Origin of the sequence: Methanobrevibacter sp. UBA412, from assembly GCA_002495685.1 — an archaeon.
GTDB classification, from domain to species: Archaea; Methanobacteriota; Methanobacteria; order Methanobacteriales; family Methanobacteriaceae; genus Methanobrevibacter_A; species Methanobrevibacter_A acididurans.
Map to the genome: position 1 here is coordinate 25,786 of DAGJ01000008.1, position 19,452 is coordinate 45,237.

Here is a 19,452-nt window from a genome sequence, read left to right on the forward strand (position 1 = left end):
AAATAGTTCATGTTTTATGAAAAAAGGAGGTAGTTAAAAATTTATTCAACTACTTCTCCGAAAGCGAATTTTCGGCGGGTTGCATTAACTTTTATTTTTACTTCTTGACCAACTTCGGTTTCAGGAACAAATATGACAAATCCGTCAACTCTAGCAATTCCGTCTCCACTTTTACCTTGGTCTTCTATTTTAACATCGTACTCTGTTCCTACTTCAACAGGACAGGAGTATTCTTCTTGTTTATTGTAACTATCTTCAAACATTTATATTCACATCCGTTAATAAGTCAACATTAAAATGTTGCTTTTTAACATATATAATGCAATAATGAGTAAAATAACATAAAAATTAATCTAATTTGCAACCAATCAAAATTTATTCACTAATATAAAATAATCTTAAAAAAATAATTCCTTCAAAAATTAAAATATAATTCATTAATAATTAAAATTAATTAATTTAGAAAAAGCTTATGATATATCCTCTACTTATGCATTAGTTATATTGTATTTTTTAAAGTATATAAACATTTGTTTTTTCAGGGTCATGAACTTAATTTTTATAAAATATTAAATATATTAAAAGTTAATAATTTATTAATAATTTTTTTATTTAATATTTATTTAATAAATTTTAGGTTAGACAATGAAGTATAAATCTTATATATTCTTAGGTATTGGCTTATTAATCATGGTTGTGATGTTGTGGTTTATAGGTATTGATCAAGTTTTAAATGCTTTAAAAATTGCTAATATATATTATGTTATACTTGCAATTCTTATACAGTTTTTCACTTACTTCCTTTATACTTTTAGATGGGAAATAATTAATAAAGTAGCTGATAAGGATTTAGGTTTTAAAAAATTACTTCCTATGGTTTTAGTTAGTTTATCTGTTAATAATATTACTCCTAGTGGTAGAGGTGGAGGAGAACCTGTAAGAGCTTATCTTCTTACTAAAGAAGGTGGAGGACCATTTTCTGAAACTTTCGCTACAGTTATTGCAGATAGGGCTTTAGATACTTTTCCTTTTATTATACTAGCTATTATTACAATTATTGCTTTAATTACTCATCTTACTTTAAATCCTATAATTGTTGTAGTTATGATAGCAGCTGTTATTGCGATTATTATCGTTGTTTTTTTAATAGTTTATATGTCTATTAATGAAAATTTTGGAAATAAAGTTATTAAATGGATTTCTAAATTAGCAATTAAAATTTTTAAGAAAAAAGATCCAGATCATATTAAAAAACAAGTTTCTGTTGCTATAAATGGTTTTCAGGATACAATGCGTGGCATGGTTAAGAATAAAAACATTTTATATTATGCTCTTCCTCTTTCATTTTTCATATGGTGTGTAGAAATTTTAAGAGTGTATATTGTATTTTTAGCATTTGGTTGTACAGTAACACCAGTTCTTATAGGTGAAGTCTTCATTGTTGCTTCTTTAATTGGAATGATTCCTGCATTACCTGGAGGTTTAGGTGCAGTTGATGGGGTTATGATTTTATTATATTCTAGTTCAGGTATTTCTCCATCTATTAGTGCGGCAGCTACTGTTGTTGAAAGATTAATTTCATTTTGGATGACAACAATTATTGGATTTTTAGTTTTACCATTTTATGGTGAGGAAGCTTTAGATAAAATTTCTTCGGTAATGTCAAGTGATGAGGAAGAAATAACTGAAGAATTTGATGAAGAAAATAGTTTAGATGAAAAATATGAATCTAATTCTAATAATTCTAAAAATTCCGATAATACTGAATCATCTAGTCCTAATTTGAAGGATGAAAATTAATTCATCATATATTCCAACTTTTTTTTAACACTTTTTTCATATTTTTATTTTTTCTATTAAAATTAAATAGAAAGCTTTATTTTATTTATAAATTATAAACTTTAATGATTGAATTATATCTTTACTAAAATTCATTAAAGAAGTTTAAATTTTTAAACTTTAATTACATTATTTTTTTTTAGTAAATTATAATTTAAAATCTATCAATTTTAAAAAATCAATGGTGAAAAAATGGAAATAAATGGTGTAGATATTAAAGATACTTATGCAGAAGGTTTCGGAATTAAAGTTACAAGAATGTTAGTAACTGCAGCTACTAAAAAATTAGCTAAAATTGCTGTAACTGAAGCAACTGGATATGGAACTTCTGTTATTGGATGTCCTGCAGAAGCAGGAATTGATGGTTATGTACCTCCTGAAGAAACTCCTGATGGAAGACCTGGTTACACAATAATGATTTGTCAAGGTGGAAAGAAAGCTTTAGATCATGAATTAATGGAAAGAATCGGTATGGGAATTTTAACAGCACCTACTACTGCAGTATTTAATTGTCTTGAATCTGAAGATGTTTTAAAAACTGGTAATAAATTAAAATTCTTCGGTGATGGATTTGAAGAAGTAATAGATATTGATGGAAGAAAAATCCACTCTATTCCTATCATGTCTGGAGATTTCTTAGTTGAATCTGCTTTTGGATATAAAGAAGGTGTTGCTGGAGGAAACTTTTTCGTTTTAGCAAATAGTAAAATGAGTGCACTTGTAGCAACTGAAGCTGCTATTGATGCTATCCATAATGTTGAAGGAGTAATAACTCCATTCCCTGGTGGTATGGTTGCATCTGGTTCTAAAGTTGGATGTAATAATTATGAATTTTTAAATGCATCTACCAATGAAAAAATGTGTGTTACCTTAAAAGATAAAGTTGATAGTGATATTCCTGATGATGTTTATGGTGTAATGGAAGTCGTTATTGATGGTGTTGATGAAGATTCTGTTAGAGAAGCAATGAAACAAGGTATTAAAGCTGCTTGTAATGTTGATGGAGTTCTTCAAATCAGTGCAGGTAACTTTGGTGGAAATTTAGGTGCTTATAAAATAAATTTACAAGATTTATTCTAAATAAATCTTATAAATTCTCTTTTTTAAATTTTTTTTATATAATTATAATTTACAATTTTCTTCTTGTTCTTTGAATATTCCTTGAGCTTGATTTTTAGTTAATTTAAGGATTTCTTCATCACTTAAATCAATTCCTATAATAATATTCTCATCAGATAATTTTTTCATTGCATTATCTATATCTTTAAATGTTTTCCCAGTCATATGGTGAGAGTGAATTCCACCTACAGATTTGTAAAGATTTTTAATAGATTTTTTAGCAATTTCATTCTTTTCTAATATATTGTTGAATCTATCATACTCTCCATTTTTAATTGAACCAATTTTCCGGATTAAAGGTTCTTTTATTCCTGGAAAATGATATTCGATATCTTCAAGATTACAATTATTGCTCATAACTATTTTCATTTCTTTTGAAATTGTTTCTACTGAATGTTTACATGTGATTTTAATTGATTTTGGAGACATAGCTGCATAGTAAATATCGCTTCCTCCACTAGATTCAGGGGATACTACTTTGTTTGATCCTGCATTTTTTAGTCTTTTAATATTTTCAGAGTAACTTGCTCTAGAAACTATCCATAATTCTGGGGCTATTTCTCGGGTAGTTAAAACTATGAATAAATTATTCACATCACTTCCAGTACATACTAACATTCCATTTGATTTATTTAAACCAATTCTTTTCAATAAATTTGTGTCAGTTGCATCATCACACATGGTGATTATGTTATCATCTTCATTTTCTTCGTTTAATCTATCAATTATTTCCTTATTTTTTTCAATAATTAATACTTGTTGATTTCTTTTTTTAAGCTCATCTAATACTACTTTACCTACTCTTCCGTATCCACATAAAATATAATGATCTTTAAGATGACTTATCATTTTTTTCATTTTCACACCGCTTCTAGCTTTTCCCATACCCTCAGTAATGACAGAGAATATTACACCAAATATATAAGCAATAATTGCAATTCCTGCAAAAGCTAAGGTTATTGCAAATATTCTTTGTAAAATTGTAGTAGGAATAATATCTCCATAACCTACGGTTGTTAAGGTTATACCTGTGAAGTAAAGTGCTTCAAATGGATTTAATTTCATTATGTATATTGAACCAATTTCTCCATATACTAAAATTGCAATGAATATACCTATACCGTACTTAATTTTATTGGTGTCTATAAATTTTAATAGAGTTTTTATTAAACCATACTTTTCCATAAAATTTTCCCATTAACTTTTTTATAACTTTAATTATTATTATATAAAAGATTAAATTAAATACTTTTCTTAATAAATATTATAATTAATTTATAAGAAAATAATTTCAGGTGGAATAAAATTTATGGATCCAATAGATATGCAGGTAACTGATCATAACTGTGAATATTTAGGTCTTTCTAGACTTTGTTTAATGGAGAATGCAGGTAAATCTTTATCTGATGAGGTTGCAACTTTATCTACTTTCACATTTTCCAAACCAGTTAAAATAGTTATTTTTACTGGTTCAGGGGGAAATGGTGGTGATGGTTTTGTTGCGGCTCGTCATTTACTAAATCGTGGTTTTAGTGTTGATTTATGTCTTTTAAAAAATGATGATGAAATTAAATCTCAGGATGCTCTTACTAATTTGAAAGTATTACGTAATTTGAATCCTAGGGTTTCTCGTTTGAATATTAATTATTTGAAAGATTCTAGTGAAATAGATAAATTAGATATTGCTTTTAATAATAATTTTTCTGAATCTATTATTATAGATGGAATTTTAGGCACTGGAATAAAAGGTAAGATACGTCCTAAAGAAAGACGAGCTATTGAAGTTATTAATAAATCTAATGCTTTAAAAGTTGCAATTGATGTTCCTTCTGGAATGAATCCATTAACTGGGGAAGTTTTGGATATTTGTGTTAAAGCAGATTATACTGTAGGTTTTCATAAAGTTAAAACTGGTCTAAGGATTGCTTCTGAAGATATTGTAGGTGGATTAATCACTTGTGATATTGGAATACCTCTTGAAGCAGAACTATTTGTTGGTGATGGGGATTTATTAAAACTTAAAAATAGGTCTAATAATTCTCATAAAGGAAATAATGGTAGTTTACTTATTATTGGGGGGAGTAAAGAATATTCTGGTGCTCCTGGATTAGCTGGAATTAGTGCTATAAGTAGTGGTGTTGATTTAGTTCATGTTGCAACTCCTGAATCTGCTGCTATTCCTATTAAATCTTATTCTCCTGATTTAATTGTTCATAGTTTAAAAGGGGATTATTTAAATTTAAATAATCAAGAGGAAATTTTAAATTTAGTTGAAGATGTTGATGCAGTTTTAATTGGACCTGGGGCTAGTCAAAATGATGAAACTAAAAAATTATTTAATATTTTAGTTCATAAAATTAAAAAACCAATAGTTTTAGATGCAGATGCATTAAAATTAGTTAATAGGAAACTAATCTCAAAAAGAAAGGATATTATATTAACACCTCATAATAATGAGTTTAAACAATTTTATCAAGATATTATTTATGAGGAAGGATTAACTTTTGATGATGTTAGTATGAAATTTGATAATTTAAATTATAAAATTGTTAATGATAAATTAACTTTTTTCCAATCTGTTACAAATTCAATTGAGGGAGTTACTGTAGTTAAAGGTGAATCTGATTTTATTTTCCAAGGATCTAAAATTAAAATTAACACTTCAGGTAATCCTGGAATGACTGTTGGGGGTACTGGTGACTGTTTAGCTGGTTTAACTAGTGGTTTATTAGCTCAAGGTTTAAATGTTTTTGATTCAGCATCTCTTGCAACATTTTTAAATGGTAAAGCAGGGGATTTGGCAATGGATAAATATGGTTATGGTTTTGCTGCTTCTGATTTATCTGAATTTATTGGTAAGTTAATGGATGGAATTTAATTGAATAATTATGTTGAAGGTGTATTTAAAAATAGACCTAATCGTTTTATTGCTGAAGTTGAAATTAATAATGAATTAGTTAAAGCTCATGTTCCTAATACTGGTAGATGTAAAGAGCTTTTAGTGCCTGATGCTAAAGTTTTTCTTTTACCTAGTAATAATCCTAAAAGGAAAACTAAATTTTCTCTTCATTTTGTTTTAAATAAAGGTGTGCTTGTTAGTTTATTTTCTCAGCAAGCTAATGAAATTGTTTTTGATTCAATAAAACAGGGTATTGTTAGGGAACTTCAAGGTTATAATGTATTGGAAAGAGAAAAAACTATTGATAATTCTCGAATTGATATTTATTTAGGTAAATCTAAGGATGGGAATATTTTAGAGGATTGTTATGTTGAAGTTAAAGGTGTTACTTTAATTAAGGATGGTTTGGCTCAATTTCCTGATGCTCCAACTGAAAGAGGTAGGAAGCATTTGAATGAGTTGATTGAACTTAAAAAAAGAGGGCATCGTGCTGTTGTTTTCTTTTTAATTCAACATCCTAAAGGGGATAAATTCAGACCTAATTGGGAAAATGATCCTGATTTTGCTAAAATTTTAAATGAGGCTTATTCTTCTGGAGTTGAAATTTTAGTTTATAAGTGTAAAAATAGTTTAGATGGTATAACTATGGTTAAAAAGTCTTTAGATTTTGATTTAAGTCTTTAATATTATTTTTATTTTCTATTTTTTAAAATTAGGATTTTTATTCTATTGATTTAGCTAAAAAAAAGTAGGAATGTTTTTTTTAGAGTATAATAAATTATTAGTATTATATTCTAAAAAAATTTTTTTAAATTTTTATTGGTTTAATTTTTGGAAGTTTGCAGCTTGAATTCCGTGGTATTTAATCATACCTTCAACTTCTCTTTGGTCTGTTTCTTTATCTTCAAATGTGATTTGTTCTACACTGTGTAAACTGAAGTCAGATTCTCTTGTTAATGGGTGTATGGATCCTTTGAATAATTTCATTACTACTTTTCCACATACTCTTCTTTGCATGTTGTCAAATGCTTGATCTAAATCTTCTTTTAAAGGTTCTTGCCAGAGAGCTCCGTATACTAAATCTGCATATAATGTGCTCATATATTCTGCAAATCTTAATTCGCTTGTAGTTAAAACTAATTCTTCTAATGCTTTGTGTGCATTGATTAATAATTTTGCTCCAGGAACTTCGTATATTTCTCTGCTTTTTAATCCAATCATTCTGTTTTCTATGGTGTCAACTCTTCCAACACCATTTTCTCCAGCTATTTTGTTAGCTTCTCTTATAATGTCGATTAGTGGCATCATTTTTCCATTTATAGCTATAGGTACTCCTTCTTCGAATTCTATTGAAATCTTTTCTGGAGTGTCTTTTGCATCTTCAGATGAAGCTGTCCATGCATAAATGTTTTCAGGTGCTTCGTTTTTAGGGTCTTCAAGAATGTCTCCTTCTATTGATCTTCCCCAAATGTTTTCATCTACACTATATCTTTTATCTGAGGATAATGGGAGGTTGTGTTCTTTTGCATATTTTACTTCTTCAGTTCTGGTTAAGTTTAATTCTCTTATTGGTGCGATTATTTTATAATCTGACATTGCATTTATGATTGATTCGAATCTGAATTGATCATTTCCTTTTCCAGTGCATCCGTGAGCTATTGCTACTGCACCTTCTTTATCTGCTACTTCGATTATTTTTAATGCTATGAGGGGTCTTGCTAATGCTGTACTTAATGGGTATCCTTCGTATTCTGCATTTGCTTTTATTCCTTTAGAGATGTAATCGTTTGCAAATTCTTCTTTTGCATCGATTATGTAATGTTTACCTGTGTTTATGTTGTCTGCGGAGTTTTGAGATTTTTCTAATTCGTCTTCAGGTTGTCCTACATCTACACATACGGTTATTACTTCGTAATTGTATTTTTCTTCTAATAATTTTACACATACAGTTGTGTCTAATCCACCACTGAATGCTAATACTACTTTATCCATTTTATAATCACTTCTTAATTAATTTTTTATAAATTTTTGTAACAATTATATTATTATGGTTTTTATTTTGTAATTTATATTATTTATAAGGTTTATATTGGATTTATTAAAGTTATTGATTTTTGAAAAATTTTTAAAATTAGTAAGTTTTGTGTGCATTTTTTTTGCAGAAGAAAAAGATTCTCTTAATTGATACCTTTTATTTTGGAGGTAATTTATTTTATTTTTTTTATTTAAAAGAATGGTATGTTTATATGGGTCCTTTTAATTTTTTAGTTTTTATTTGAGCGAAGATATTTTTTTTATCAATTAAGAGAATTTTTTCGTGAGATATAAAAACGTGAAAATTTTTATTCTCATATTTATTAAATTGTATTTCTTACTATATAAAGTTTAGGTATACCTAAATTATTAATTAAAAAAATAATAAAATTAAAGAACTTTAAAAGAATCATTACCTTTACAATAATCAATTAAATCTTTATAAACATTATCAAACTTCAAAGTACTACTATCTCCAATAATAATTAATTTACGTTTAGCACGAGTAATAGAAACATTCAAACGTCTAATATCATCTAAAAAACCAATATTATTATTCTTATTACTTCGCACTGTAGAAATTAAAACAATTTCTTTTTCACGACCCTGAAAACCATCAACAGTTTTAACTTCAACAGGAATCATATTCCTTAAAAATTCAACCTGATCCATATATGGACTAATAACACCAATATCATCAGAACAATAACCTAAATCCAAATAATTACTAACAATAATATTAATAATATTTGCTTCAACCTTATTAAGAACAGATTTAGAATCATTCAAATGTATCTCCATATTTCTTTCAATTAAAGAAGTATCTAAAAATAAAAATGGATAATTCTCATCTTCAAAAAACTTATTAATATTATTAAGTCTAACACTTAATTTCTTATTAAAATTTTTAGAAATATTATTAGAACCTAAAGTCTTCTTATCTAAATCATTTAAAGAAATTGATTTAACAGAATCATCACTAAACAATTTATTATCATAAAATTCACTATTTGGAAAACTCATCAATTTTTCATTCATACGGTATTGACAATTAAGAAGAGAAGACTTATAATCATAAGAAATAATTAATTTTTCAAACAAAGTTTCTTGAAGCTTTCTAGATTTATTACTAATAATAGTAGGAGGTAATTGTTTATGATCTCCTGCTAACACAAAACGTTTTGCTTTATTTATAGGGATTAAAACACTAGGAGTGCTAGCTTGTGAAGCTTCATCAATAATAGCTACATCAAAAATAATATCCTCAATATATTCTAAAGCTGCACTAGAATTAGTAGATAAAATCACATCACTATTTTTAATAATATCTTTAATAATTTCATCTTCTAAACATTCACTCTTCTTATAATATTCTTCAACTTCTTGGTTAATTAAAATCCAATTAGCTAAAGATTTCATGGTTTTAGCATTAATACCTCTTGAAGATTTATTATTTTCAGCATTTTTAATAATCTCTTCATCACTAAAACCTCTTCTATAACGTGGGCTTGGTTTAGTGAAAGTGTCCCGTATCTTAGATTTTTCATTAATAATTTTTTCAATTTTATCTTTTTCACTATTTAATGGGTGGGTCTCGACCTTATAAGCTAAGGAATATTTAATATTCTCTTTTGAAATTCTTTGTGGGTGGCCTAATCTTGTTAAATTTAGAGTATCTTGATTTTCTTTACCTAATTTTTCTGTTAAACCTTCAAGTAAATTATCAACACTTGTATTACTTTCTCCGGTAGCTAATATTTTATGGTCTTCTTTCCATTCTTGGTAAATTAATTCATTTAAGGTTCTTGTTTTCCCAGTTCCGAAAGGACCATGTATTAAAAAGAAATCTGCTGAATTGATTGCATTAGTTATTGCTTCTTTTTGTGAAGAATTCAATTTTTTATCTTTAAAATTTTCTATTTTAATTTTTTTACTCTTTTTACTAGGGCTTTGTTTTTTTAATAAAAAATTTAATGCTTTTTTTCCATATGGACTTAAATTTTTTAAATTTTCTTCCATTCTTCTAAAATTCACATCACTAGCATATAAATTTATATCCACATGTTTTTTTATAGCCCATTGTGGGAGATTGTTTAATGCTACTTTAATGAATCTTCCACCTTTTTCAGTTACTGTACCAGTTAAGTCACTTTTTAAGGGGTTTCCTTTACTTATTAATACTAAGTCCCCTACATTGATTTCAGTATCTATAAGTTCTTTTCTACCATATTGAATTATATTATATCCTAGTTCTTTTCCTAGATTTTTTCCTTTTAAATGATTTATGGCTATTCCTTTTTTTTCTCTTTGATGAGGTTTTAATCTTTTGATCATATTTCTCATTGCACTTATTTCGGCTTTTCTTTCATTATTTATAAGTTCTATGAGATTTGAAATATATTTTTTCAACAGATTCTACCTTCTATAAATTTTATTCATTATATCTATTATTCTATATTATTTTTCTTATTAAAATTATTATTTTAGATTATCTTATATACTATTTTTAATAAATTTTCATTTAATAATTTTACTTATATTTATTATCTTAGTAAATGAAAGAATTTAAATTTTATATAATAATTCTAAAAAGAAGGTTTTAAAGAAAATGGAACAAACATTAGCTTCACATAATTTAGGGAATGATTCAGATTCTATTAAAAAATCATTATTTACTAATAATGATTATTTTTCCATCACTACATTATATTCTAAATCTCAAGGTTATGTTTCAGGTAATAAAAATCTTTTTGCAAACATGGATTATACTCCCTTAACTAAATTTATTCTTAATGAAAGTCTTAAAGGTACTCCTTTAATTAAATTAGGTCATGGAGATTTAAAAGTAATGATTCTTGCAGGAGTTCATGGTAATGAATTGCCTCCTCAAAATGCTGCTTTAATGTTGGTTAATAAATTGCGGAATCTTAATTTAAATGGAACAGTTTATATTATTCCATTCGCAGCACCTGAAGCAACAATGTATAATATTAGAAATTATAATGGTCAAGATATTAACCGGACTAGTATGATTAAAGGATCTTTAGGTAATTTAATAATTGATAAGATTAAAGATTTAGGAATTAGTTATGTTGCAGATTTCCATTCTACTGCTCCTAATGCTAATCCTGGTAAAGAGGGTGTTTTTTGCACAATTAAACCTTCTCCTAAAAGTTTTGATATAGCTTCATTTATTAGTGAAGATACTAATTCTTCTATAATTAATTATAATAATGCAGGGGCTATGTTTAAAGGTGCTATTGAAGATGAATGTAATTTAATAGGTATTCCGGCTGTTACTTGTGAAGTAATATCTACTATAGGTTATCTTAGTTTAGGTTCTACAAAGAGATCTTTAAATCAGATGATTAGTTTTTTAAAATATTGTAATATTCTTTAAAAGTAATTCTATTTTTAATTATTTTTCAAATGCTTACATAATTGTTATTTATATAATAATAGTAAAATTCACTTATAAAAAGGTGATAAATTATTTCTTCATATAAAGCTCATACATTATTTGGATTAGTACTTTCTTTATTATATTTTCAAAACCCATTAGCTATAGCTTTAGTAATTTTAGGTGCTAACTTTTCAGATTTTGATCATGATTTTAAAAGAAAAAATGTCTTTTATTTAATGTTAATTGGTTTAATATTAACTATTGTAATGTATGCTTTTGATTTTCCTTATTATATTGGGTTAATTTTAATTTTATTAAGTTTAATATTTCTTTTATCAAGTCATAGAGGATTTACACATTCTATTTTTGGAATATTAGTTTTATCTATACTTATATCTTCTATTGTTATTTGTGGGATGAATTTTATTATTTATTTCAGTATGTTTTCAAATTATATTACTTTTAAATTAGCTTTAGTTTTAATGATTATTTTATTAAGTGTTTTTGTTTTAAATAAAAGGGTTTTACCATTTTTTTTAGCTTTATTGATTTTAGGTTTATTATTTATTCCATGTACTAAGATTAGTAATGTTTTGATTTTTATTTCTTTAATTTTAGGATTTTTAAGTCATTTAATATTAGATTCCTTTTCTGCTTCTGGAATAAGATTATTTAGGCCTTTTAGTAATCGTAAAGTTTATAAAAAATTTGGTATTACTTTAAGTATTCTGTTAATTATTTTATCTATTCCTCATTTGATTAATTTAAGCCATTTATTATTCTAAAAAAACTGTTTAATATAATTCGTTTATATAATCTTTTTTCTTGTTTTAACTTATTTTTTATCATTTTTTAAGTTTTTTGATTTATAAGTTTTTATTATTAATGTTTTTAAACTTTTTTTATTAGTATTTTAATGATTTTAAGTGTTTTAATTCTTTTTTTTTGGAGCTTATTATCGAAACATTTATAATAAATAATCATGATAAATAGTATTAATATATTAGGAAAATTTTTATAATACTAATTTTTCTAAAAAAATATTATTATTTAATAAAAATGTTTAAAAAAAATAGAGGATAATGGAGCTTTAATTCAATGTTTTTAACTAGAATTTATTATGCAATAGCTTACTTTTTTGTTTTAATATGGGAAATAATAAAAGCGGTTTTTGATGTAACTCTTCGTACATTAAAAGATGGAGAATATGATCCAATAATAGTTAATATTGAAACAGTACTTAAAAGACCTGTAGCTCAAACAATATTAGCTAATAGTATAACTTTAACTCCTGGAACTTTAACTGTAGATTTAGATTCAGAAGCACAAGTTTTAAAAGTAGCTATTATTAGTCCAAGAGAAAAAGAGGATATTATTCCATTTGAACCATATATTAAAGGAATGTTAGAATAAAGAAGAATTTTATATGGAAAAATCCTCTTTTTTCAAATTTATATAAAATAAAAATTTTTATTTAAATCATTATTAAAACTAAGTAAAAAAAAATGTGATAGTGATGGATATATTACTAATTTCAAAGATTTTCTTATTAATTGCCTTTTGTATTTTCACATTGGCAGCTTTAAGATTGGCTACTCATAAATCAACAACTATGGGTATAGTTGGAGTGGATGCTATAACAGTTTCTGTTTCAGTTATTCTTGTAGGTTTAGGTGGAATTTATGGGATTGGATTTTTTAGAGATATAGCTTTAGCTTTAGTTCTTTTAGGAATAGTTGGTACTATAGCTTTTGCAACTGTCAATAGAGGGGATTAAAAATGATTACACCATCTATTCTAAACTTGATACAATCTATATTGCTCATTATTGTAGCTATCATTACTATTATTGTTAGTATTGGTATTTTAAGATTGGATAAAGACATGGATAATGTAGTTTATGCAAGAATCCATATATTGGGTGTAATTGATATTGCAGCAGTAATTGCTTTTATATGTTTAGGAGATCCTTTATTAGGAGTATTATATTTCATTTTAGCTCCATTTGCAGCACATGCTATGGCTAATGGATATTTCCATGGTGAAGATGAAAAAAATAATAAAAACTTAGTTGAAGGTAATGAAAAGAAAGATGATAAAAAAGATTTTACTGAAGAGATAGAATCAACAGGTTTCTATAAAAATGCGAATGAATTCAAAGAATTTGATGATTCTGAAGATAAAATTTTAATTTCTACTCTAAAGATTACTGAGGATGAATAATTATGATTGAGTACGTAATAATGGTTATCATAGTATTAGGTGCTATAATTACCTTAATGCAAAAAGATTTACTCAAAGCAGCTGTTGTTAGTGGAATAACTGGATTATGTGTAGCTTTCTTATATGAAATTTTATTAGCTCCAGATGTTGCTTTAACCCAAGCTATTGTAGGAGCAGCTATTGTACCTGCATTTATAGCATTAGCAGTGAAAAAAACTAAAAGGACTGATGACTAATGATTATGGATGTTCAATTAGCATCATTATTTACTTCAGGTGCTTTAATCGTTATAGGTCTTTATGCAGCAATATTCTTAGATAATATAATTAAAAAGATTATAGGTTTAAGTTTTATAGAAGAGGGAGTCAACCTATTCCTAGTTGCTTTAGGTTATAAATTAGGTGGAATAGTTCCAATTTTCTTACCTGGAATGACTAAAAGTTCATTCTATGCAAATTCTGCTTATCCTTTACCTCAAGCTTTAGTTTTAACAAGTATTGTTATTGGGGCAAGTACATTAGCTGTAATGCTTGCATTAGTTATGGTATTATATAAAAAGCATCACACTTTAAGTACAAAAGCTATGTTAGGTGAAGATCATGAATGAATTAATTCCTTTAATAGTAATAATACCATTAATTTGTGCTTTATTATTAAATTTACTTCATGGAAAAAATAGAATATCCCGAATAATGGCTTTAATAGTTGCAATTATAATTCCAATAATAGCTTTAGTTGCTTCAAATGGTTTACATTTCTTTGGAGGTCATGCACCATTAACATTTAATCCCTCATTGTTAGAATCTTTACCTGCAAGTTTACTTAGTTCACGGGTCATTCTTTTCCATCCAGCTATTACATATAGTTTAGCAGGTTTAGAAAAAATATTCATTTTCATTCTTGGAATTGTAATCTTCTTAGCTTTATTCACATATTTCAATAAATATAAAAAAGTATCTGGACCTTACTTATTCCTAATATTTATGGGGACAGCTGCAGTAAGTGCAATGTTATTAAGTGATGATATTTTTAATATGTACATATTTTTTGAAATAGCAGCATTAACACAAACAGGTATTATACTATCCTCAAACACTGAAGGCAGTACGGAAACTGCATTAAAATATATGATTTTAGGATCAATTGGAGGACCTATACTACTTTTAGGTATAGGATTTGTTTTAGGTGTAATTGGTAGTGTAAACATAACAGATATTGTTTATGCAATTCACACTGGTTATGTAAATCCTTACTCTCCAGCATTAATAATTGGTTTTGCTATGATCTTTTTCGGTTGGTTATATGCATCTGGATTACCTCCATTCAACACAATAAAATCATTAATATACAGTAAAGGTACTCCAGAATCATCAGCAATACTTACAACTTTTTCAGTATTAACAATGGTTGCATTCGGATTAGTAATGTTTAGAATATTTGGATATTTATCTGTATATAAAATAACTATAATGTTATTCTCTCTACTTGCTATGGTGCTAGGTGTATCCATGGCAGTTGTTCAAACAGATTATAGAAAAATGTTAGGGTTTTTAGCAGTAGGTGAATTAGGTTTTATTGCTATTGGATTTGGTATAGGAACTAAATTATCTATGACTGCAGGGCTTTTCCAAGCTTTTAATGATATAGTGATTACTTCCTTATTATTTATTGGATTTGGTATAGTTTATTACTTAACTGGTACATCTGATACTCGTAAATTAGGAGGATTAATTTCATTAAACCCTAAAGTTAGTATAATGATATTACTTGGAGGTTTAGCATTAGCTGGTGTTCCTCCATTTAACGGATTCCAATCTAAATTAATGTTAGTTCAATCTGCATTAAATGCAGGATTCCCAGAAATAGCTATTATAATTGTTTTAGTTAGTATAGTGGTCTTTATGACATTTGTTAAAGCATTCCATTCAATTTATTTAAAACCTAAACCTAAAGATTTAAGTTTTGTTCATAAAGAAGTTCCAAGTTTAGCAATAGTGTCTATAGCTATATTATTAATAATATGTCTTGTAATAGGTCTTGATCCTAATTTAATAACATATAGCTTTGGACAATATTTAGGGGGCTTGATATAAGATGGCATTTTATGATTTATTATTAGATTCTCTTAAGGAAGTTAAAGGAAAAATTAAGAAAGATCCTTTAACTAGTGATAATGTTTCAGGAGCTACTGCAGGAGAATTAACTGTTATATCAGTAACTTTACTTGCAGCATTATTACTTACTCGTGTAAATTTACTTATTTCAATGGTTATTGTTTTAATTTTAGCTGTTGCATTAGTTACTAATTTACCTTTAATCCCTAAAGTTATTAAGGAAGAAAATAATTCATTGGATACAATGCTGTTTTATGTTATTTTAACATTAGGAATTGTGGTTTGTCTTATTTATTGGGGTGTAGGCTATGTATGATAATATTAAAGAATTAATATTAGCAATTGTTACTGCTTTATTTGGTGTAACTTTATTTGATGCTTTATTTAATTTAAAAAGTATCATTGCTCCAGGAATCAGTTTAATTTACAATGCTTTAGGTCCTAATATCGCTCCAAACATGGTTACTAATATAGTATTTGATTGGAGAGGTTATGATACTTTAGGTGAAGCATTAATTCTTGTTTCAGCTGTTTTAATTGTCTTATTAATATTTGGAAGAGGAAAATTAAAAGGTGATGAACAATGAGTGAAGGAAGTACAGTATTAAAATTACTAGCTTTTCCAATTTCAATCTTCACAATATGTTTAGGAGTAAACACTATTTTAGGTGGACATATTACACCGGGTGGTGGTTTCCAAGGTGGAGCTATGATTGCTGGGGGAGTTATTTTAAGTCTCTTTGTTTATGGTTATGATAGAATCCCTATAGATTTCTCTCATAATTTTGTTTCAGCAGTTGAAAGTTTTGGAGCTTTAGCATATATTGGTTTAGGATTAGTAGGTTTAATATTTGCAGGTTCATTCTTGTATAATATTGGTTTTGATGCTTATAATCTTGTTCCAAATCTCGTACAAACTATTTTCCATTATCCTGATGTGACTAATGCTGGAATCATCCCATACTTAAATATTGTTGTTGGTTTAAAAGTTATGGTTGGTTTATCTGCTATTGCAATTGCATTTTATCAATTTAAAAGTTTTGAAGAAGAAGGGGATGAAGAATGATAGTTATAGGACCAATTTTATTTGGATTAATAATCGGTTTAGTAATAGGTTCTAGAATTAGAACTGATGCTAAAGTTAATATTGGATTAACTGGAGGATCTATTCTCTTATTATTCATTGTTGCTATATTAATGGCATGGCAATTAGGAAATTTCCCATATTATTCTGATTTTCCTGTTGCAACTGGATTCGTATCAGCATTTATAGGTCTTATATTAGGTAAATTCCTATTTGGGAGATCTAAAGAAAATAGTTAAAAAAAAAGTTGATTATTTTTATATTATCAAGAAAAGGATTTTTGATTTTATAAAAAAAATAATTTCAAATATTATAATAATAAAATTTATAAAAAGAAAAGTTTTAAAAAAAATAAAATTAGATTGGAAGTAAAAATCATGTATGTAACAACTAATAAATGTGAAAGTCGAGCAGAGTGTATTAAAAAGTGCCCGACAGAAGCTATTAGGTTAATTAAAGGAAATGCTTTTAGCTGTATTACATGTGGGACATGTCATGATGTCTGCCCTAATAATGCTATTTTCAAAAATAGTTATGGGGGTTATGTTGTAGATAGGGCTAAATGTAATGGTTGCGGAATATGTGAATATTCTTGTCCTGTTGAAAGTATACATATTGAAGATGGTGTTGTTAAAGGTATTTGTTCAATGTGCGGTTTATGTGGGGATGTTTGTGAATCAAGAATTGATGCATCTAATTTAATTGATGAAAACCGTTTAAGTTTTTTAAATTCTTTAAAATTAGCAATGCCTAATGTTTCTGATGTTAATGTACCTATTCAATCTAATAAAAGTGATAAAGAATTTGCTTCTAGAATTTGTATGGATACTGATTATGATAAATGTACTTTATGTGGTAGATGTGAATATTACTGTCCAACAAATGCTATAAATGTTACAGTACAACAACAAGGTATATGTACAGAATGTAAGGTTTGTGAAGATGTTTGTCCTACAGGGGCTATTAAAAATGGTATTGTTGATTCATCTATCTGTACTTTGTGTTTAAATTGTTTAAATAATTGTCCAAGTAATTCAATTAGTATAGATGATTTTAAAGTTAATATTATTAAATTGAATCAAAAAATTAATGGTTCTATTATTTCATGTTTAAATTGTGGTTTATGTGCTGATAATAATGAAAATGGTTCCTTGAAAAAGGTTGATGGAAATTTAAGATATGATCCATCATTAGATGTTTTATCTGATTCATCAGTTGAAAATCATCAGTTAATGATAGCTGATTGTCCAGTTTCATCTTTACATGAGACAAGTGATTATAAACTAGAAGGATATTGTGTGTCTTGTGGAAAGTGTGTTGAAGTTTGTCAAAATGATGCACGTAAAGCTTCAGTTATAGAATGGGATGGTAAGGTTTCAGAAGATTGTATTTCTTGTGGAATATGTGTTGAAGTATGTCCAAAAGATGCGATTACCTTAAAAAGAGGAACTATTGAAGTTGATTTAGATAAATGTATAATGTGTGAAACTTGTGGAATTCATTGTCCAAAAGATGCTATTCCTAAGCGAACAACAGTTAAAAAAGAAATAGCTGATGGATTCAATATGATTGATCAACAATTATGTATTAATTGTGGTTTGTGTCAAGATATTTGTCCTGAAGATGCTATTATAGAAAAAGATGGTCATTTAGTTGTTAAAGATGATGATTGTATTTATTGTGGGGCATGTATGCATGTTTGCCCATCAAATGCTTTCCTCTTTGAAAGAAAATTCAAGGATGCTAAATAGTCCAGTACTAGGTGGAGTTTAAATGAAAGATTTACTTAAAGTATTCTTAGAAGGAGCTTACGGAAATATAAAGAAAATACTTTTTGCTTCAGATAGAGTAACTGATATGGATATGAGAAATGCTATCCTAAATGGTGAAGTAAAACCTACAGAAAAAGTATCTAAAGCTTGTATTGGATGTGGTGGTTGTGCAAATGTTTGTCCAACTGATGCTATAACTATGAAACCATTAAAAGAACCTGTTAAGTTAGCTGAAGGATGGATTGTTACTGAAGTTCCAGAATTAAATCAAGAAAAATGTGTTGTTTGTTATTGGTGTCATGATTTTTGTCCAGTATATGCCTTATATGGGGAAGCTGGTGCTATACACCCTAATAATGTTGGTGAAAATGTTATTGATGTTGAAAATCTTATTAAAGAACCTTTTAAAATTCCAGCAGATAAACTTGCATTTATAGCACAATACATGTCTGATAAGTCTGTATTAGATAATCTTAAAAATAATAATTCTAAAAAAGAGGATAAAGAGGAGATAGAATGAGTCTTAAATCTTTTTCACGATCAAAATCTATTCATTTGATGTTATGTTATACTGGTGGATGTAATGGTTGTGATATTGAAATTGTGAATTGTGTTTTATCACCAAGATTTGATTTAGAACAGTATAATGTATTTTTAACTTGGAATCCTCGTGAAGCTGATATATTAGTAGTTACAGGTCCTGTTACACATCATAATAGGAAACCTTTAGAAGAAATTTATGCTGCAGTTCCTGAACCTAAACTTGTTGTAGCTGCAGGTAGTTGTGCATTGATGGGTGGAGTTTATAAAAATATTCATGGTGATATTCCTTCTGAAGAAATTGATGGTCCAGTTGAAAATATAATTCCTGTAGATGCTAAAGTTCCAGGTTGTGCCTGCAGACCTCAAGATGTTATTGCAGGAGTGGTGTCAGTTCTACCTCAATTGTTAGATGCTGATTAAAA

23 protein-coding genes are annotated in these 19,452 nt (G+C 27.2%); 19 read left to right on the top strand and 4 right to left on the bottom strand.

The features are described from left to right. Positions 1-41: 41 nt before the first annotated feature. Positions 42-263 carry a TRAM domain-containing protein gene (locus BP997_RS02525; RefSeq protein ID WP_409198382.1) on the bottom strand — a complete coding sequence of 74 codons (222 nt, stop codon included), beginning with the start codon at positions 261-263 and terminating at the stop codon, positions 42-44. Positions 264-645: 382 nt separating this feature from the next. Between BP997_RS02525 and BP997_RS02530 the strand changes: the two genes are divergently transcribed. Continuing rightward, complete coding sequence (locus BP997_RS02530) at positions 646-1,800, top strand: UPF0104 family protein (RefSeq protein WP_413824726.1); 1,155 nt, start codon at positions 646-648, stop codon at positions 1,798-1,800. Positions 1,801-2,031: 231 nt separating this feature from the next. Beyond that, positions 2,032-2,919 carry a formylmethanofuran--tetrahydromethanopterin N-formyltransferase gene (fhcD, locus tag BP997_RS02535; protein WP_409198384.1) on the top strand — a complete coding sequence of 296 codons (888 nt, stop codon included), beginning with the start codon at positions 2,032-2,034 and terminating at the stop codon, positions 2,917-2,919. Between the two features lie 42 nt (positions 2,920-2,961). On the opposite strand, the gene BP997_RS02540 is transcribed toward fhcD, so the two are convergent. Beyond that, positions 2,962-4,143, bottom strand: coding sequence for an NAD-binding protein (locus BP997_RS02540; protein ID WP_413828768.1), 1,182 nt, complete (start codon positions 4,141-4,143; stop codon positions 2,962-2,964). Between the two features lie 124 nt (positions 4,144-4,267). Between BP997_RS02540 and BP997_RS02545 the strand changes: the two genes are divergently transcribed. Both BP997_RS02545 and sfsA read left to right on the top strand, forming a co-directional pair. Beyond that, entirely contained in the window at positions 4,268-5,836 is a 1,569-nt protein-coding gene (locus tag BP997_RS02545) for an NAD(P)H-hydrate dehydratase (protein ID WP_413824731.1), read from the top strand. Then, positions 5,837-6,541: a DNA/RNA nuclease SfsA gene (sfsA, locus tag BP997_RS02550; protein ID WP_413824734.1), complete on the top strand. Its 705-nt coding sequence runs from the start codon at positions 5,837-5,839 to the stop codon at positions 6,539-6,541. It begins immediately after the preceding gene. 132 nt (positions 6,542-6,673) lie between these two features. Here the strand turns inward: sfsA and BP997_RS02555 are convergent, their stop codons facing one another. Both BP997_RS02555 and BP997_RS02560 read right to left on the bottom strand, forming a co-directional pair. Beyond that, positions 6,674-7,849, bottom strand: a complete 1,176-nt coding sequence (locus BP997_RS02555; protein ID WP_413824737.1) for an argininosuccinate synthase — start codon at positions 7,847-7,849, stop codon at positions 6,674-6,676. Between the two features lie 432 nt (positions 7,850-8,281). Then, positions 8,282-10,300 (bottom strand): IGHMBP2 family helicase, encoded by a 2,019-nt coding sequence (locus BP997_RS02560; protein ID WP_413824739.1) that lies wholly within the window; start codon positions 10,298-10,300, stop codon positions 8,282-8,284. A 199-nt stretch (positions 10,301-10,499) separates the two neighbouring features. Between BP997_RS02560 and BP997_RS02565 the strand changes: the two genes are divergently transcribed. The 15 genes from BP997_RS02565 to BP997_RS02635 all read left to right on the top strand — a co-directional run bounded on the left by BP997_RS02565 (position 10,500) and on the right by BP997_RS02635 (position 19,450). Then, a complete protein-coding gene (locus BP997_RS02565; RefSeq protein ID WP_413824741.1) occupies positions 10,500-11,291 on the top strand; it encodes a succinylglutamate desuccinylase/aspartoacylase domain-containing protein in 792 nt (263 codons plus the stop codon). Between the two features lie 239 nt (positions 11,292-11,530). Continuing rightward, the gene (locus tag BP997_RS02570; RefSeq protein ID WP_413824744.1) at positions 11,531-12,079 is read left to right on the top strand and encodes a metal-dependent hydrolase; all 549 of its coding nucleotides are present in this window, start codon (positions 11,531-11,533) and stop codon (positions 12,077-12,079) included. Between the two features lie 313 nt (positions 12,080-12,392). Then, positions 12,393-12,707, top strand: coding sequence for a monovalent cation/H+ antiporter subunit E (locus BP997_RS02575; RefSeq protein WP_409198392.1), 315 nt, complete (start codon positions 12,393-12,395; stop codon positions 12,705-12,707). A gap of 103 nt (positions 12,708-12,810) precedes the next feature. Beyond that, positions 12,811-13,071 (top strand): monovalent cation/H+ antiporter complex subunit F, encoded by a 261-nt coding sequence (locus BP997_RS02580; protein ID WP_413824747.1) that lies wholly within the window; start codon positions 12,811-12,813, stop codon positions 13,069-13,071. A gap of 2 nt (positions 13,072-13,073) precedes the next feature. After that, the gene (locus tag BP997_RS02585; RefSeq protein WP_413828770.1) at positions 13,074-13,517 is read left to right on the top strand and encodes a cation:proton antiporter; all 444 of its coding nucleotides are present in this window, start codon (positions 13,074-13,076) and stop codon (positions 13,515-13,517) included. A gap of 2 nt (positions 13,518-13,519) precedes the next feature. Further along, complete coding sequence (locus tag BP997_RS02590) at positions 13,520-13,753, top strand: DUF4040 domain-containing protein (RefSeq protein WP_409198395.1); 234 nt, start codon at positions 13,520-13,522, stop codon at positions 13,751-13,753. Positions 13,754-13,755: 2 nt separating this feature from the next. Continuing rightward, a complete protein-coding gene (locus BP997_RS02595) occupies positions 13,756-14,124 on the top strand; it encodes a cation:proton antiporter subunit C (protein ID WP_409199056.1) in 369 nt (122 codons plus the stop codon). Next, a complete protein-coding gene (gene ehbF, locus BP997_RS02600; RefSeq protein WP_413828772.1) occupies positions 14,117-15,610 on the top strand; it encodes an energy conserving hydrogenase EhbF in 1,494 nt (497 codons plus the stop codon). The genes BP997_RS02595 and ehbF overlap by 8 nt, the downstream gene beginning before the upstream one ends. 1 nt (position 15,611) lies before the next feature. After that, positions 15,612-15,947, top strand: coding sequence for an energy-converting hydrogenase B subunit G EhbG (locus BP997_RS02605; protein WP_413824756.1), 336 nt, complete (start codon positions 15,612-15,614; stop codon positions 15,945-15,947). Next, a complete protein-coding gene (locus BP997_RS02610) occupies positions 15,940-16,218 on the top strand; it encodes an EhbH (RefSeq protein ID WP_409198398.1) in 279 nt (92 codons plus the stop codon). The genes BP997_RS02605 and BP997_RS02610 overlap by 8 nt, the downstream gene beginning before the upstream one ends. Then, positions 16,215-16,697, top strand: a complete 483-nt coding sequence (locus tag BP997_RS02615) for an MnhB domain-containing protein (RefSeq protein WP_413827102.1) — start codon at positions 16,215-16,217, stop codon at positions 16,695-16,697. The genes BP997_RS02610 and BP997_RS02615 overlap by 4 nt, the downstream gene beginning before the upstream one ends. Beyond that, positions 16,694-16,954, top strand: coding sequence for an energy-converting hydrogenase B subunit J (locus BP997_RS02620; RefSeq protein ID WP_413824760.1), 261 nt, complete (start codon positions 16,694-16,696; stop codon positions 16,952-16,954). Before BP997_RS02615 ends, BP997_RS02620 begins: the two co-directional genes overlap by 4 nt. Positions 16,955-17,092: 138 nt before the next feature. Further along, positions 17,093-18,466, top strand: a complete 1,374-nt coding sequence (locus BP997_RS02625) for a 4Fe-4S binding protein (protein WP_413827104.1) — start codon at positions 17,093-17,095, stop codon at positions 18,464-18,466. Between the two features lie 22 nt (positions 18,467-18,488). Beyond that, a complete protein-coding gene (locus tag BP997_RS02630) occupies positions 18,489-19,007 on the top strand; it encodes a 4Fe-4S binding protein (RefSeq protein ID WP_413824765.1) in 519 nt (172 codons plus the stop codon). Continuing rightward, on the top strand, positions 19,004-19,450 hold the full coding sequence (locus BP997_RS02635; protein ID WP_413824768.1) for an NADH-quinone oxidoreductase subunit B family protein: 447 nt from the start codon (positions 19,004-19,006) through the stop codon (positions 19,448-19,450). The genes BP997_RS02630 and BP997_RS02635 overlap by 4 nt, the downstream gene beginning before the upstream one ends. Positions 19,451-19,452: the final 2 nt, after the last annotated feature.

Excerpts from the sequence above, each read along its gene's own strand:
- BP997_RS02525 (WP_409198382.1), bottom strand. The coding sequence starts at position 263 with ATGTTTGAAGATAGTTACAATAAACAAGAAGAATACTCCTGTCCTGTT.
- BP997_RS02530 (WP_413824726.1), top strand. The coding sequence starts at position 646 with ATGAAGTATAAATCTTATATATTCTTAGGTATTGGCTTATTAATCATG.
- fhcD (WP_409198384.1), top strand. The coding sequence starts at position 2,032 with ATGGAAATAAATGGTGTAGATATTAAAGATACTTATGCAGAAGGTTTC.
- BP997_RS02540 (WP_413828768.1), bottom strand. The coding sequence starts at position 4,143 with ATGGAAAAGTATGGTTTAATAAAAACTCTATTAAAATTTATAGACACC.
- BP997_RS02545 (WP_413824731.1), top strand. The coding sequence starts at position 4,268 with ATGGATCCAATAGATATGCAGGTAACTGATCATAACTGTGAATATTTA.
- BP997_RS02555 (WP_413824737.1), bottom strand. The coding sequence starts at position 7,849 with ATGGATAAAGTAGTATTAGCATTCAGTGGTGGATTAGACACAACTGTA.
- BP997_RS02565 (WP_413824741.1), top strand. The coding sequence starts at position 10,500 with ATGGAACAAACATTAGCTTCACATAATTTAGGGAATGATTCAGATTCT.
- BP997_RS02570 (WP_413824744.1), top strand. The coding sequence starts at position 11,531 with ATGTTAATTGGTTTAATATTAACTATTGTAATGTATGCTTTTGATTTT.
- BP997_RS02575 (WP_409198392.1), top strand. The coding sequence starts at position 12,393 with ATGTTTTTAACTAGAATTTATTATGCAATAGCTTACTTTTTTGTTTTA.
- BP997_RS02580 (WP_413824747.1), top strand. The coding sequence starts at position 12,811 with ATGGATATATTACTAATTTCAAAGATTTTCTTATTAATTGCCTTTTGT.
- BP997_RS02585 (WP_413828770.1), top strand. The coding sequence starts at position 13,074 with ATGATTACACCATCTATTCTAAACTTGATACAATCTATATTGCTCATT.
- BP997_RS02590 (WP_409198395.1), top strand. The coding sequence starts at position 13,520 with ATGATTGAGTACGTAATAATGGTTATCATAGTATTAGGTGCTATAATT.
- ehbF (WP_413828772.1), top strand. The coding sequence starts at position 14,117 with ATGAATGAATTAATTCCTTTAATAGTAATAATACCATTAATTTGTGCT.
- BP997_RS02605 (WP_413824756.1), top strand. The coding sequence starts at position 15,612 with ATGGCATTTTATGATTTATTATTAGATTCTCTTAAGGAAGTTAAAGGA.
- BP997_RS02610 (WP_409198398.1), top strand. The coding sequence starts at position 15,940 with ATGTATGATAATATTAAAGAATTAATATTAGCAATTGTTACTGCTTTA.
- BP997_RS02615 (WP_413827102.1), top strand. The coding sequence starts at position 16,215 with ATGAGTGAAGGAAGTACAGTATTAAAATTACTAGCTTTTCCAATTTCA.
- BP997_RS02620 (WP_413824760.1), top strand. The coding sequence starts at position 16,694 with ATGATAGTTATAGGACCAATTTTATTTGGATTAATAATCGGTTTAGTA.
- BP997_RS02625 (WP_413827104.1), top strand. The coding sequence starts at position 17,093 with ATGTATGTAACAACTAATAAATGTGAAAGTCGAGCAGAGTGTATTAAA.
- BP997_RS02630 (WP_413824765.1), top strand. The coding sequence starts at position 18,489 with ATGAAAGATTTACTTAAAGTATTCTTAGAAGGAGCTTACGGAAATATA.
- BP997_RS02635 (WP_413824768.1), top strand. The coding sequence starts at position 19,004 with ATGAGTCTTAAATCTTTTTCACGATCAAAATCTATTCATTTGATGTTA.